Annotated in this window: 10 protein-coding genes; 3 read left to right on the top strand and 7 right to left on the bottom strand. The window is 68.4% G+C overall.

The annotated features are described in order from the left end of the window. Positions 1–132 precede the first annotated feature (132 nt). A complete protein-coding gene (locus tag PSH03_RS19155; RefSeq protein ID WP_210781494.1) occupies positions 133–657 on the top strand; it encodes a MarR family winged helix-turn-helix transcriptional regulator in 525 nt (174 codons plus the stop codon). 73 nt (positions 658–730) lie between these two features. On the opposite strand, the gene PSH03_RS19150 is transcribed toward PSH03_RS19155, so the two are convergent. Next, positions 731–1,558: an SAM-dependent methyltransferase gene (locus tag PSH03_RS19150; protein ID WP_238690126.1), complete on the bottom strand. Its 828-nt coding sequence runs from the start codon at positions 1,556–1,558 to the stop codon at positions 731–733. Positions 1,559–1,815: 257 nt separating this feature from the next. On the opposite strand from PSH03_RS19150, the gene PSH03_RS19145 reads away from it, so the two are divergent. Together PSH03_RS19145 and PSH03_RS19140 are read left to right on the top strand one after the other, a co-directional pair. Further along, positions 1,816–2,751 (top strand): hypothetical protein, encoded by a 936-nt coding sequence (locus PSH03_RS19145; protein ID WP_238689941.1) that lies wholly within the window; start codon positions 1,816–1,818, stop codon positions 2,749–2,751. A 174-nt stretch (positions 2,752–2,925) separates the two neighbouring features. Next, entirely contained in the window at positions 2,926–4,629 is a 1,704-nt protein-coding gene (locus PSH03_RS19140) for a cellulose binding domain-containing protein (RefSeq protein ID WP_238689940.1), read from the top strand. Positions 4,630–4,731: 102 nt separating this feature from the next. Here the strand turns inward: PSH03_RS19140 and PSH03_RS19135 are convergent, their stop codons facing one another. The 6 genes from PSH03_RS19135 to PSH03_RS19110 form a co-directional block, all read right to left on the bottom strand. Continuing rightward, positions 4,732–5,718, bottom strand: a complete 987-nt coding sequence (locus PSH03_RS19135; RefSeq protein ID WP_210781547.1) for a LacI family DNA-binding transcriptional regulator — start codon at positions 5,716–5,718, stop codon at positions 4,732–4,734. 112 nt (positions 5,719–5,830) lie between these two features. Then, entirely contained in the window at positions 5,831–7,558 is a 1,728-nt protein-coding gene (locus tag PSH03_RS19130; RefSeq protein WP_210781497.1) for an IlvD/Edd family dehydratase, read from the bottom strand. A gap of 87 nt (positions 7,559–7,645) precedes the next feature. Further along, positions 7,646–8,530 (bottom strand): carbohydrate ABC transporter permease, encoded by an 885-nt coding sequence (locus tag PSH03_RS19125; RefSeq protein ID WP_210781498.1) that lies wholly within the window; start codon positions 8,528–8,530, stop codon positions 7,646–7,648. Further along, positions 8,530–9,471 (bottom strand): carbohydrate ABC transporter permease, encoded by a 942-nt coding sequence (locus tag PSH03_RS19120; protein WP_238689939.1) that lies wholly within the window; start codon positions 9,469–9,471, stop codon positions 8,530–8,532. Before PSH03_RS19120 ends, PSH03_RS19125 begins: the two co-directional genes overlap by 1 nt. Before the next feature lie 76 nt (positions 9,472–9,547). Continuing rightward, positions 9,548–10,888, bottom strand: a complete 1,341-nt coding sequence (locus tag PSH03_RS19115; RefSeq protein ID WP_238689938.1) for an ABC transporter substrate-binding protein — start codon at positions 10,886–10,888, stop codon at positions 9,548–9,550. A gap of 103 nt (positions 10,889–10,991) precedes the next feature. Beyond that, positions 10,992–13,175, bottom strand: coding sequence for an alpha/beta hydrolase (locus PSH03_RS19110; RefSeq protein ID WP_238689937.1), 2,184 nt, complete (start codon positions 13,173–13,175; stop codon positions 10,992–10,994). Positions 13,176–13,223 lie beyond the last annotated feature (48 nt).

The following is a 13,223-nucleotide window of genomic DNA, read 5'->3' as shown; positions in this document are numbered from 1 at the left end:
CCACGCGATCGTTTGATCAACCCATGATGTTCTACATCTATCGTTTGTCAGGCAACCTATCTTAGCTGCCAATCATTCCTGGCTGCCGCGATGTCGGATCATGATCAACGCACCGGCCACTAGCATCGGGACATGTCCGTGACCGACCCGTGCGAGCTGCCGGCCGACCGCGAGCGCGGCTCGAACTTCGGTTGGTCGCTGGGCATGGTGCTGCGCCGCTGGCACGAGCGCGTCGAGGAGTTACTGAAGGACCTGCCGCACGGCAGTCGGGGCTACCACATCCTGGCCGTCGTCGTGCACGAAGATGTGCCCACGCAGGGCGCCCTGGCCGATCGCCTGGCCATCGACCGCAGCGTACTGACCTACGTCATCGACGACCTGGCGAACGCCGGCCTCATCGAGCGCAGACCTGACCCCCAGGACCGGCGGGCCCGACGCGTCGTGGGCACCGAACGCGGACGCCAGACGCTCGCCGAGGCCGAACGGCGGGTCGCCCACGCCGAGGACCACGTGCTGGGCGGGTTACCCGAGGAGCAGCGCGAGGTCTTTCGCGACCTCGCCGCCCGGGCCGCCGAAGCGATCCACGCCGCCGCACCCGCCACGGACCCCTGCGTGGCCGTGCAGAGCGTCCTTCCGCCAGCCGACCAGTCCGGCTGACCGTCCTTACCGCGCGGCGGCGTAGCCACCAGGAACGACCCACAGTGGTGCCGACCGCCGCCGCACGACAGTGTCAGCGCTTGCGGCCCACCCCGCCGAAGGCGTCGATGTCGGCCGGCGTGTCGACCGCGTCGTCCGGCCGCCACTGCGGGCACGGCACGACGCCGGGCTCGACCAGCTCCAGGCCGTCGAAGAAGCCGGCGATCTCGTCGGGAGAGCGCAGGGTGTACGGAGTAGCGCCGCTGTCGTTGTAGTCGTCCTGCGCCTGCTGCATCTCGGCGCTGATCAGGCTCGTGCCGTCGTTCAGCGAGAGGTAACTGCCGCTCGGCAGCGCCGCCACCAACTGCCGGGTGATCGAGCGGGCGGCCTCGTAGTCGGGCACGTGGCCCATAACGCCGCTGAGGATGAGACCGATCGGCTGCGCGAAGTCGAGCGTCTTGCCGGCCTCGGCGATGATCGCGGCCGGGTCGTGCAGGTCACCGTCGATGTAGGCGGTCCTGCCCTCGGCCGTGCCCACCAGCAACGCGCGAGCGTGCACCAGCACCAGCGGGTCGCTGTCGACGTAGACGATCCGCGCGTCCGGGGCGATCCGTTGGGCCACCTCGTGCGTGTTGTTGGCGGTCGGCAGCCCGGTGCCGACGTCGAGGAACTGGCGGATGCCCGCGTCGGCGGTGAGGAACATGATCGAGCGGACCAGGAACTGCCGGGAGGCCCGGGCCACGTCGACGACGCCGGGGAAGACCTGGCGATACTGGTCCCCGGCCTCGCGGTCGACGGCGAAGTTGTCCTTGCCACCGAGCCAGTAGTTCCAGATCCGCGCCGAATGCGGCACCGACGTGTCGACCTTCTGCTGCACGTCGGCCTCACCGGCCTCGTGCCGGCCGGTCGTCGGCGATTCCATGCTCACGACGAATCCCCCATGTCGAACGCGTACGCGACGTCGTCGCGGGCGGCCCGGTCGAGGAAGTGGCCACCCGTGATCGTGCCACGGTATAGAAGGCCGAGGATTCGCACCACACCCGGTCACTCCACAGGAGACGCACGGTGCTTGACGCGCCCTGTTCGGCGCACCCACTGTCCGGCCGGTCCCTCCCGCGAGGGAGCGACGTCCCCTGTCAGCGGGGTCCGCCCACCCGGGGACGCCGGCAGGATCGGCGCATGACGACATCGACACGGATCGTCGGGCGGGGCGTCCATGGCCTGACGTACGCAGTGCTCGGCTGGGCCGTGGCATACGGGGGCGTGCGTCTGGCCTGGACGGTCGACGAGGCTCCGGAGTTCGGGAGGCTCGGGCTGGATCTGCTCGGCTTCACCGGCTGGTGGTCGGTGGCGTTGTGCGCGGCCGCGGGCGGGCTGGCGGTTGCCCTGGACCGGGAGGCGACCTGGCGGCCGGCGCTTGCGGGGCTCGCCTGGACGGTCGCCGCAGCGCTGGTCGCGGCAGCCGCGATCCTGCTGCCGGAGCTGGTGGGCTTCCTGCTGTTCGCCGTCGGGCCGTTCTTCGACCCGCTGGCGTTCGTCAGTCGGCTGACCTGTGCCACCGGAGCGGTCCTGCTCGCTCTGGCCACCGCGCGCTATCAGCGGCGCACCCGGGGCGACTGCCCAGCCTGCTGCCGGACGGTCCGACCGGGTACGCGGCGCTCGGCACCCACGCAGTGGGCGCGCTGGGCGGCGTGGGCCACTGTGGGCGGTCTCGTGACCCGCTTCGCGGCCCAGTTCGCGGTGGGGTTCGACCGCGTCGACCAGAGCGCCTCCCTGCTCGGGTTGGAGATCGGCCTGGTGCTGGCAGGAGTGCTGTTGCCACTGGCGCTGGTGTACCACTGGGGTGAGGTCTGGCCGGGGTGGGTGCCGCTGCTCGCCGGGCGCACCATTTCTCGTCTGCTGCTGCTGGTGCCCGGCTTCGGGCTCGGCACGGGCATCGTGGCCTACTTCGGCATGGGGATGGTGCAGGTGACGTCGGGCTCGCACAGCGAGTTCTCCGACGCGTTCCTGTGGGTGGCGATGTCGGCGTACCTCGTCATGGGGGTGGGCCTGGTGATCGCGTCCACCGACTACCACCTGCGCACTCGCAGGCAGTGCGGCGCCTGCGGCCGGTGACGGCACCACTGCGCCCAGGCCGATTGCATTGACAGGATTCGTTATACGAATTAGCTTTCTGAGTCACCACCTGGGAGCGCTCCCAATTTTTCCGCCGCTCACACCGTCGCTGAATCTCACCGCAGACGAGCCCTCCCGAGGCGTGGAAGCCACCACCACTTCAGGAGGAGTTTCATGAGAAGAAGCAGAGTGACAAACGCCGCCCTGGTGTCGGCCGGCGCCGTCCTGCTGGCGTCGGCGGCGGTCGCCGTGGCGATGCCGGCGGGGGCCGCAGCCGCCGGCTGTTCGGTGAACTACAGCGTGTCGTCGCAGTGGCAGGGCGGCTTCGGCGCCAACGTCACCATCACCAACCTCGGTGACGCGCTGACGAGTTGGACGTTGACCTGGAACTACAACGCCGGTCAGACCGTCACGCAGGCCTGGAACACGACGTTGACGCAGAGCGGCACCGCCGTCACCGCCAAGAACGTCAGCTACAACGGGGCCATCCCGACCAACGGGACCGTCTCGTTCGGTTTCAACGGCTCGTGGACCGGCAGCAACCCCGATCCGACCATCTTCGCGTTGAACGGCGTGGGCTGCACCGGTGGCACCGAGCCGACCCCGCCACCGACGGACCCGCCGCCCACCACCACCCCGCCGCCGAACGGGCCGGCGGACATCACTGTGAACAGCGCGACCAAATACCAGACTGTCGACGGGTTCGGGGCCGCACAGTCCATCTGGGGTAGCGCCTGGTCGACGACGGACACCCAGACGCTGGTCGGGATGGGTGCCAACCAGCTGGGGCTCTCCATCGTGCGGACCGGCCTGTCGCCGGAATCCAACGAGTGGGCGACGCACGTGAACTCGTTGAAGACCGCGAAGTCGTACGGGTCCAACGTGAAGATCCTCGCCTCGCCCTGGACCGCGCCGGCAGCGTGGAAGACCAACAACAGCCGGGTCAACGGCGGCAAACTGAGGACCGACTACTACGACGACTACGCCAACCATCTGAACAGCTACGTGCAGTACATGCGTGGCCAGGGCGTACCCGTCGATGTCACGTCGGTGCAGAACGAGCCGGACTGGCACCCGGACTACGACTCGATGGACTGGAGCGGCACCGAGCTGCGCACCTTCGTCCGCGACCAGGGCACCAAGGTGCAGAACACCAAGCTGATGGTGGCCGAGGCGGTCAACATGAACTACGGCTACACCGATCCGACCCTCAACGACGCGACCGCCCGCAACAACATCGGCTACGTCGGCGGGCACCTGTACGGCACCGAGGAGTCGGGCCGACTGCGGCCGTACTCCCTGGCGGAGCAGCACAACAAGCCGGTGTGGATGACCGAGTGGAACCTGCACGCCGCCGACGGTGGCGGCTCCAACATCTGGGGCAACCCCGCCAACGCGGCGGTCTGGAACGAGACCCTCGACGACATCATGCGCACCGTGCACAAGTCGATGGAGGCCAACTGGAACGCCTACATCTGGTGGTACGGCAAGCGCTACTACTCCTTCATCGGTGACGGCGAGTCGGCGTTCGGCACCGTCGCGGGCGCTCCGCTCAAGCGCGGGTACGCCTTCTCGCAGTACGCGAAGTACGTCCGCCCCGGCTACCAGCGGGTTGCCCTGACGAAGAGCTCGAAGGCCTCGCCGCTGGAGGTGACCGCCTACCAGGGGGACGGGAAGATCACCCTGGTGATCCTCAACCGCTCGAACAGCGCGGTCAACAACGCCGTGATCCAGGCCCCGCAGAACGTCAGCCGGGCCGAGCACTATCTCACCTCACAGAACGCCAACGCGGCCAGCCAGCCGACCAGCGTGAACGGCGGCCAGGCCACCATCAACGTCGGCGCCCGCAGCATCTCCACGCTCGTCTTCACCCTCTGAACACCTCGTTCGCCCCGAGCACCATCGACGTCGCGGGGGTCCCGGTCACACGCCTGGGGCTCCCGCCCGTCGGCGGGCCGGCCGCTCCAGATCGTCGGCTGTTCAGGTAGCGGTCGGCGGCGCCGTGCTCTGTCGCACCACGAGCTTGGGAACGACCAGCGGCAGACGCTGCGGCACCGTGTCGTCGATGGCCTGGGTGACGGCCGTGATGGCCCGCCGACCGACCGCGTCGAAATCCTGCTGAATCGTCGTCAACGGCGGGATCAGGAAGGGCGCCTCGGGCACGTCGTCGAATCCGACGACGGAGACGTCGTGTGGCACCCGCCGGCCACGCTCGTGCAACGCGCGCAGTACACCGATGGCCATCTGGTCGTTGGCGGCGAACACCGCAGTGGTTGCGCGCATCGCACCGATCCGCAGCCCGGCGGCGTAGCCGCTGTGCGCCCTCCAGTCCCCCTCGACCGGCTCCGGCGGGCGTAGGCCCGCGGCACTCATCGCCCGACGCCACCCTTCGAGGCGAGCGCGGGCCTCCGCCCAGTTGAGCGGGCCGCTCACATGCACGATCTCTCGATGCCCGAGGTCGAGGAGGTGCTCGGTGGCCATCCGGGCGCCGAGCACCTGGTCGACACCGACTGTCACGCTGGCCCTGGACAGGTCGCCCTCCACGACGACGAAGGGGACACCCGAGCGCGTCATCCGCACCACCTCGAGGGCCTCGTCGTTGCCGGCGATCATCACGACGCCCTCCACGCCGACGCGCATGAGGTGTTCGGTGGCGTCGCTGAGCGCCCGTACCGTCACCTCGGAGAGGCTCACCGAGGTGGCGAAGTAGCCGGCCGCGCGGGCGGCGTCCTCGACGCTGCGATGGATGCTCGTCGGACCGAACAGCGTCCTGGCCGTGCCGATGATGCCGATCATCCCGGACCGTCCGCGCACCAGCGCACGGGCGGCCGTGTTGGGGCGGTAGTCGAGTCGTCGGATGGCCTCGAGGACCCGCTCCCGCGTCTCGCGCCTGATGCTGGGTGCCCCGTTGATGACCCGGGACACCGTCTGGTGTGACACGCCCGCCAGGCGAGCGACGTCGGCCATGACCGGGGGCCGGTCGGCCGCTGTCACAGCGGCCTTTGCGTGAACTCGCACTGGCGGGCCGTCCGTTCTTCCATGGAATCAGTTCCTCGTGGGCCTCGTCCGATCGTGGCCGTCAGTGTGAGTGACGGGGCACCGCGCTGCCGCTGCCCCCGACGAGGAAGTCGAGGTCCGCGCCGCTGTCTGCCTGTAGGACGTGCTCGCTGTAGAGCCGTACCCAACCCCGGTCGGCCACCGGCTGCGGAGGCTGCCAGGCGGTGCGGCGTCGGGCGAGTTCGGCGTCGTCGACCAGGAGGTCCAGCCGGCGCGTCGTAACGTCGACGGAGACCAGGTCGCCGGTGCGTACCAACGCGAGCGGGCCACCCACTGACGCTTCCGGTGCCACGTGCAGGATGCAGGTGCCGTAGCCGGTGCCGCTCATCCGAGCGTCGGAGATCCGCACCATGTCCGTGATGCCGTCGGCGAGCAACCGTCGTGGCATGGGCACGTTGCCCACCTCCGGGAAGCCGGGGTAGCCCCGCGGCCCGGCGTTGCGCACGACGATCACCGTGTCGGGGGTGACCTCGAGGTCCGGGTCGTCGGCGGCGACGACGTACTCCTCGATCCGGTCGAAGACGAGCGCCGGGCCGGTGTGCGTGAGGAGGTGGGCGGAGGCGGCGGAGACCTTCAACACCGCCCCGGACGGCGCGAGCGAGCCGCGCAGCACCACCGTGCCCGAGCCGGCGGGCTGGAACGGCTCCTCCAGGGTGGCGATGACGTCCCGGTTCCAGCACTGGGCGCCGTCGACGTTCTCCGCCACGCTCCTGCCGCTGACAGTGATGTGGTCCATGTGCAGCAGCGGGGCGAGCTCCTTCATCACCACCGGAAGGCCGCCCGCGTAGGCGAAGTCCTCCATCAGGTACGTCCCGGACGGCATGAGGTTGACGAGCATGGGCACGTCGGCGGTGAGGGTGTCGAAGTCCTCCAGCGACAGGGGGACGCCGAGGCGTCCGGCGATCGCGAGCAGGTGTACGACGGCATTGGTGGAGCCGCCGATGGCGGCGTTCACCCGGACGGCGTTCTCGAACGCCTGCCTGGTGAGCACCGAGGACAACCGCTGGTCCTGTTCGACCATGGCGACGATCCGGCGTCCGGCGGCGTGCGCGAGCGCGTACCGCCGGGAGTCGACAGCCGGCACGGCGGCCGCCCCCGGCAGCTGCACGCCCAGCGCCTCGGTCACACAGGCCATCGTGGACGCGGTACCCATTGTCATGCAGTGGCCTCGGCTGCGGGACATGCCGACCTCAGCCTCGGAGCAGTCGGCCGCGGTCATCCGGCCGGCCCGCATCTCCTCGGTGAAGCGCCAGACGACAGTGCCGGAGCCGATGTCCTGGCCGCGGAACTTGCCGTTGAGCATCGGGCCGCCGGTCAGCATCAGGGTCGGCAGGTCGACGCTCGCCGCTCCCATCAGCAGGCCGGGGGTGGTCTTGTCGCAGCCGGAGAGCAGGACCACCCCGTCGAGCGGGTTGGCGCGGACCGACTCCTCCAGCTCCATCGCCAGCAGGTTGCGGTAGAGCATGGTCGTGGGTCGCATCAGCGGCTCGCCCAGGCTCATCGCCGGGAACTCCAGCGGCAGGCCCCCGCTCTCCCACACGCCCCGCTTCACCGACTCGGCCAGGTCGCGCAGGTGGGCGTTGCAGGGCGTCAGCTCCGACCAGGTGGTGGCGATGCCGATCACCGGGCGACCGTCGAAGACGTCGTCCGCGAACCCCTGGTTGCGCATCCAGGACCGATGGATGAACCCGTTGCGGCCTTCCGCACCGAACCACTCCCCGCTGCGCAGCGGTCGATTCGTCGTCGACATCAGCACACCTCTCTGTCATCCGTCCGGCCGCGTCCTGCGCGGCGATCAATGCGCCTGTGGTGGATTGGCTGGTGACGTCGGTGCGGCCTACCGGAGACCTCCGACGGAGAGGCCGCCGCGCCAGTGTCGTTGCAGACTGAAGAACGCGATGATCAGCGGGATCACTGACACCAGGGAACCCAGGATGATGAGGCTCCACAGCGAGGTGGTTCCCGCGTTGTTCGCGGACGCGATTCCCTGCCAGAGGCCGAGGCCGACGGTGACCGGGAAGAGCCGGTTGTCGGAGAGCATGGCCAGCGGCAGGAAGTAGTTGTTCCAGGACGCCACGGCCGACAGGAGCAGCACGGTGACCACCGCGGGACGCATCAGCGGAAGAGCGATCTGAAGGAACGTCCGTACCTCTCCCGCGCCGTCGACCCGTGCCGCGTCCAGGAGTTCGTCGGGCACCGCGTCGCGCGCGTACACGTGCATCAGGTAGACGCCGAACGGGTTGAGCAGCGACGGGAGGATCACCGCCCAGACCGTGTTCGTCAGGCCGAGCCGGGAGAACATGATGAAGGTCGGGATGACCAGAGCGGTGGCGGGCACCATCAGCGCGCCGAGCACGATGGCGAAGCTGAAGCGCCGGGCGGCGAACCGGTACTTGGCGAACCCGTAGCCGGCCATGACCGCCAGGACGGTGGCGCCGATTCCGCCGGCGATGGCGTAGAGCGTGGAGTTGAGCATCCACCGCAGGTAGATGCCACCGTCGTAGGTGAAGAGCTGCCGCAGGTTCCCGAGGTAGTCGATCTGGTCGGTGAACCAGAGGGTGTTGCCGCCGCCGAACAGGCCGGGCGCGTCCTTGGAGCTGTTGACGATGACCCACCAGAACGGTACGAGGAAGTAGATCACCAGGAAGCCGAGGAGGATCTGAAGGGGAAGATAGCGCTGCGGTCGGCGGGCGCCGGCGCGAACGCTGGTGTGGTCGGTCATCAGAGGAAGCTCCTCCGCTTGCGGGTGAAGAACAGGAAGGCGTACACGCAGATGAACACGAGCCCGCCGAGGGCGAAGGAGATCGCCGACCCGTAGTTGAAGTTGGCGAGCGAGAACGCCTGTTGGTACGCGTACATGTTCGGGGTGAAGTCCGCGCCGATCGTGCCCGCGGCGAGGTAGCGCAGGATCTGCGGTTCGTTGAAGAACTGCAGGGTGCCGATGAGCGAGAAGACCAGGATGAGGATCAGGGCGGGCGCGATCAGCGGAATCTTGATCCGCGTCGCGATCTGCCACCGCCCGGCGCCGTCCATCCGGGCCGCCTCGTAGAGCGTCGGGTCGACGCCCTGCAACGCCGCGTACAAAATGATCATGTAGTAGCCGGCCCACTGCCAGGTGACGACGTTGAGCAGCCCGTAGAAGATCAGGTCGCTGCTCAGGAAGTCGGGTGCGGTGGCGCCGAACAGCCCGAAGATGTCGGTGAGCGGGCCGAAGCCCCGGCTGTAGAGGAACCCCCACATCACGGCCCCGATCACGGTGGGGATCGCGTACGGCAGAAAGATCATGAGGCGGGAGAAGCGAGCGAACAGGGTGGTCACCGAGTCCAGGATGAGGGCCAGCGCGAGCGCGATGACGATCTGCAGCGGGATCGAGACCAGCGAGAAGCGGATGACGAACCACGCCCCGGACAGGAAGCTCGGGTCGGTGAACGCCTTCACGTAGTTGTCGAAGAGAACGAAGCTGGTGCCGCCGATCAGCTTCTTCTGAAAGAGACTGAGGTACAGCGCGTACCCCAGCGGTGCGATGAGGAACGCCAGGAACACGATCCCGAACGGCCCGACGAAGAGCCACCCCATCAGGTGTTCGCGGAGGTGCACCTTGCCACGGATCTTGCGCGCCTCAGGCTGAGGACGCGGTGCTCGCTTCTCGGTCAGGGATGTCATCTTGGTCTCCGGGACGTGGACGCTGAGGGGGGCGGGTGGGCCGGCCGGCCAGTGCCGGCGCGGCCCACCCGTCCGGTCACTGAACGGTGAAGCCTTGTTCCTTGGCGTACTTCGCCACGTCCTCCTGGAGCCGGTCGGCAGCCTGCGAACCGGTGACGGAGCCCTTGATGATCTCGCTGACCTGTTTGGTCATGGCATCGAGGTAGTACTGACCGAAGGGGGCGTACGCGACACCCTTGTAGGCCTCGGCGGCGGGAAGGTAAACCTCCTTGTTCGCCTGCTGGCCGTTGAAGAACGCCACCTTCAGGTCGGCGAACGCGGGGTCCTTGAGCGCCGTGAGGTTCAGCGGGAAGATGATCTGGTTGGTCCAGCCGTCGGTGAGCGACTCCTTGTCGGCGTAGAGCCCGTAGGCGACCTTCGCGGCCAGCTCCGGCTTCTTCGCCTGCTTGGTCACCGAGAAGGCCGACCCACCCCAGTTGACCTGCACCGGGTTGGCCGGGTCCCACTGCGGCAGCGGCGCCACCGCGAACTTGCCGGTGTCCTGCCCCTTACCGACGCCGGCGCCGGTGAGGTAGCCGGGCGCCCAGGCCGCCGAGATGTACGTCGCGTAGTTGCCGTTGATCACGCCGGAGATGTACTCCGGGGTGAACTGGTCCTGCGTACCGACCAGGCCCTTCTTGGCGAGGCCGCCCCAGTAGTCCAACACGTCCTTGGACGCCTGGTCGTTGAGCTTCACACCGATAGCGTTCGGCTGCGCCGGATCGGAGGTGAAGGGCGTGGCGCCCTTCTGGATCTGGAGCGCCATCAGGACCGCCGGGACGTTCGCGCCGAGGTCCCCGAAGAGCGGACCGCCGGCGTCCTTGACCTTCTGGGCGGCCTGCTCGTACTCGGCCCAGGTCTTCGGCGGGGTGATCTTGTACTTGTCGAAGATGTCCTTCCGGTAGATCATGCCCATCGGGCCACCGTCGACCGGTACGCCGTAGACCGCGTCGCCTACCGACACGTCCTTCCAGGCGCCCTCGCTGTAGTTGGCCTTGACCGCGTCGTAGCCGTACTGCTTGATGTCGACGAGCGCGCCCTGGATCTGGAAGGTCGGGATCCGGTCCGCCTCGACCATGATCACGTCAGGCGCGCCGGTGCCCGCCGAGATGGCCGTCTGGAACTTGTCGTACTCGTCGCCGCCCTGCCCGACGTTGGTCCAGCAGACCTGCACGTCGTCGTGCAGCTTGTTGAAGTTGTCGACGACGAGTTGGGTGTTGGGGTACCACCCCCACATCGTCACGACCGGCAGGTCCTTCTTGGTGATGGTGTTCGTGCAATTGCTCGCGTCGCTGCCGCCCCCGTCGGAGGAGCAGGCGACGAGGCCGGTCCCCGCCGCGAGCATGGCTACCGTGGCGAGTATCCGTCTTCTCTTCATTGAGATGGTTCCCTTCGGCGATGGCGGTGCACTGCATCCATACGCTGGCGGGCGCCACCGGGGCAGGAAGCCCTGCTCCCGGTGGCGTCGCCGGCGAAGGCTCCTAGCGCTTGAACAGACGCGGCGCCAGGTCGATGAGGTTCTTCTGCCACACGTCCCAGCCGTGCGGCCCCGGGGTGACCCCGTCGAACTCGTAGCGGATACCGAGGTTGTCCAACGTGGTCAGCGACGTCATGAAGCTCGGGTACACGAAGTCGGTCTGGTCACCGACGTACAGGCGCAGCATCTTGGTGCCGTTGTTGATCGCCGCCACGTCGACGCCGGTGCCGCTGCCGAAACCGGCCGAGAACGCGGCGACGTAGGCGAACTCGCCCGGGTAGGCCCGCAGCACCCCGAACGCCTGCCCGCCGCCCATCGACAGGCCGGCGAGGGCCTGCTGCGACGGATCGCTGGAGATGTGGTAGCGGGCACGGGCCGTCGGAACGATGTTCTGCCGCAACTCGCTGTTGAAGTTCGACGAGTTGCCGTTGCCCATCACGACGACCATCGGCGTGAGGTCGCCGTCGAGGAACTGGTGGTCGAGGATCTGCTTGGCGCGGCCCATCTCGACCCAGTCCGTGTAGTTCTGGCCGCCGCCGTGCTGGAGGTAGAGGACGGGGTACGGCTGCGTCCGGTTCGGGTCGTACCCCGGTGGGGTCCACACCAGCGCGGTGCGGTCCTGGCCGGCCACCGTGCTGGGATAGGTCATGCTCTCGACCTTGCCGCCGCGACCGGCGGGCACGTCCGACAGCAGTCGGGCACCCGGCCCCGGGATGAAGAAGGTGCTCCACATCGGCTCGGTGGTGACAGTCGTCGGGTTGGAGGCGTCCTTGACCGCGACCCGGTCCACGATCAGCCGGTAGTAGTAGAACCAGGGCTTCAGCGGACCCACTGTTGCCCGCCACCGGTCACCGTCGCGCGTCAGTGGCAGTCGCAGCCAACTGCCGCCCGGCGCGACGTTCGCCCAGACCGTGACGTGCTGGGCGTCAGCGAAGTCCGTGGTCGTCTCGAAGGTGACGAACCCGTCCTCACTGATGAAGGGCGTCGGGGTGGTGCCGGCCGGTGGCGGGGCGAACTCCCGCTTGAGCGGCTGGTGACCGGGGCTCGGCCCGTGGTCCGCCACGTGCCGGAACACCCGCGGCACGAAGTCGACGAGGTTCTCCTGCCAGGTGGTCCAGGTCGCGCCGCCGTCCGGGTTGACCCCGTCGAACTCGAACCGGACGTCAGCTCGGGTCAACGCCTTCTTCAGCCGGTAGGTGGGGTTGTACGCGGGATCGGTGACGTTGCCGGTGTACAGGCGCAGCAGCTTGACGCCGCGGTTGATCGATTTAGCGTCCTTGCGGTCGATCGCCGGGGCCGACGTGCCCGAGAACCCACCGACGTAGCCGAACTGACCCGGCCTGGTGAGCGCGGCCCGCAGCGCCTGCGCGCCGCCGTCGGACACACCCGCGATCGCCTGGTGCGCCGGATCGCGAAGGACCCGGTAGTTGTCGGTGACCGCCTTCCGGAGGTCTTTCAGCTCCTTGTCGTCCGAGGCGTCGGCGTCGTTGATCACCACCACCATCGGGCTCATGGCGCCGGCGGCCGAGAGGTTGTCGAGGATCTGCTTGGATCGACCGAGGTCGAGCCAGTCGGTGGCGGCCACACCGTCACCCGACTGCAGGAAGAGCGCCGGGTATCCCTTGGAGCCCTTGGCCGCGTAACCCGGTGGCGTCCAGACCAGGGCGGAGCGCTGTGCGTTCCTGGTCCGATAGGTCAGCGTCTCGATCTTCCCGCCGGTGCCGGCTGGCGCGTCGACCAGCCACCGGGCCGAGTCACCCGCGATGAAGAAGGTGCTCAGGAGCGGGTTGGACGCGACACTGGTGCTGTTCGTCGGGTCCTTGATGGTCAAGGTGTCGTCGGCGGTGAGCCGGTAGTTGTACAGCCCGGGCTCCAACGCGCCGAGAACACCCGACCACACGTCACCCCGACGGGTCAGACCGAACTCCGCCCAGCTGGCCGACGGACCGAAGTTTCCCTCGACGACGACCTGCGAGACGGTGCCCAGGTTTTCCTGGACGTACGCCGTTGGGACGGCGAACGTGGCGTAGCGGTCCGCGGAGACGTCCAGCCACGGCGTTTCCGCCGCGGCTGGTTGCGGCGCGACGAGCACCGCCGCGGTGGCGATGACCCCGGCGGTGAACGCCGCCGAGAGCCGCCGACGTACGCCCAGACGGCGTAAACGCCCGTGATACTGTTCGGTAGCCACACTCCACTCCTTTCACGTGCCGGCAGCGGATGCGACCCGACTGGCCGG

Source organism: Micromonospora salmantinae, assembly GCF_022230905.1.
In the GTDB taxonomy this organism is placed as follows: domain Bacteria; phylum Actinomycetota; class Actinomycetes; order Mycobacteriales; family Micromonosporaceae; genus Micromonospora; species Micromonospora salmantinae.
The sequence above is the reverse complement of the archived record's forward strand: the minus strand, read 5'-3'. Positions and strand labels throughout refer to the sequence as shown.

What these genes read in the sequence shown, in the direction of transcription:
- PSH03_RS19135 (WP_210781547.1), bottom strand. Translation starts at nt 5,718, where the DNA reads ATGGCCGACGTCGCTCGCCTGGCGGGCGTGTCACACCAGACGGTGTCC.
- PSH03_RS19155 (WP_210781494.1), top strand. Translation starts at nt 133, where the DNA reads ATGTCCGTGACCGACCCGTGCGAGCTGCCGGCCGACCGCGAGCGCGGC.
- PSH03_RS19150 (WP_238690126.1), bottom strand. Translation starts at nt 1,558, where the DNA reads ATGGAATCGCCGACGACCGGCCGGCACGAGGCCGGTGAGGCCGACGTG.
- PSH03_RS19145 (WP_238689941.1), top strand. Translation starts at nt 1,816, where the DNA reads ATGACGACATCGACACGGATCGTCGGGCGGGGCGTCCATGGCCTGACG.
- PSH03_RS19115 (WP_238689938.1), bottom strand. Translation starts at nt 10,888, where the DNA reads ATGAAGAGAAGACGGATACTCGCCACGGTAGCCATGCTCGCGGCGGGG.
- PSH03_RS19130 (WP_210781497.1), bottom strand. Translation starts at nt 7,558, where the DNA reads ATGTCGACGACGAATCGACCGCTGCGCAGCGGGGAGTGGTTCGGTGCG.
- PSH03_RS19125 (WP_210781498.1), bottom strand. Translation starts at nt 8,530, where the DNA reads ATGACCGACCACACCAGCGTTCGCGCCGGCGCCCGCCGACCGCAGCGC.
- PSH03_RS19120 (WP_238689939.1), bottom strand. Translation starts at nt 9,471, where the DNA reads ATGACATCCCTGACCGAGAAGCGAGCACCGCGTCCTCAGCCTGAGGCG.
- PSH03_RS19140 (WP_238689940.1), top strand. Translation starts at nt 2,926, where the DNA reads ATGAGAAGAAGCAGAGTGACAAACGCCGCCCTGGTGTCGGCCGGCGCC.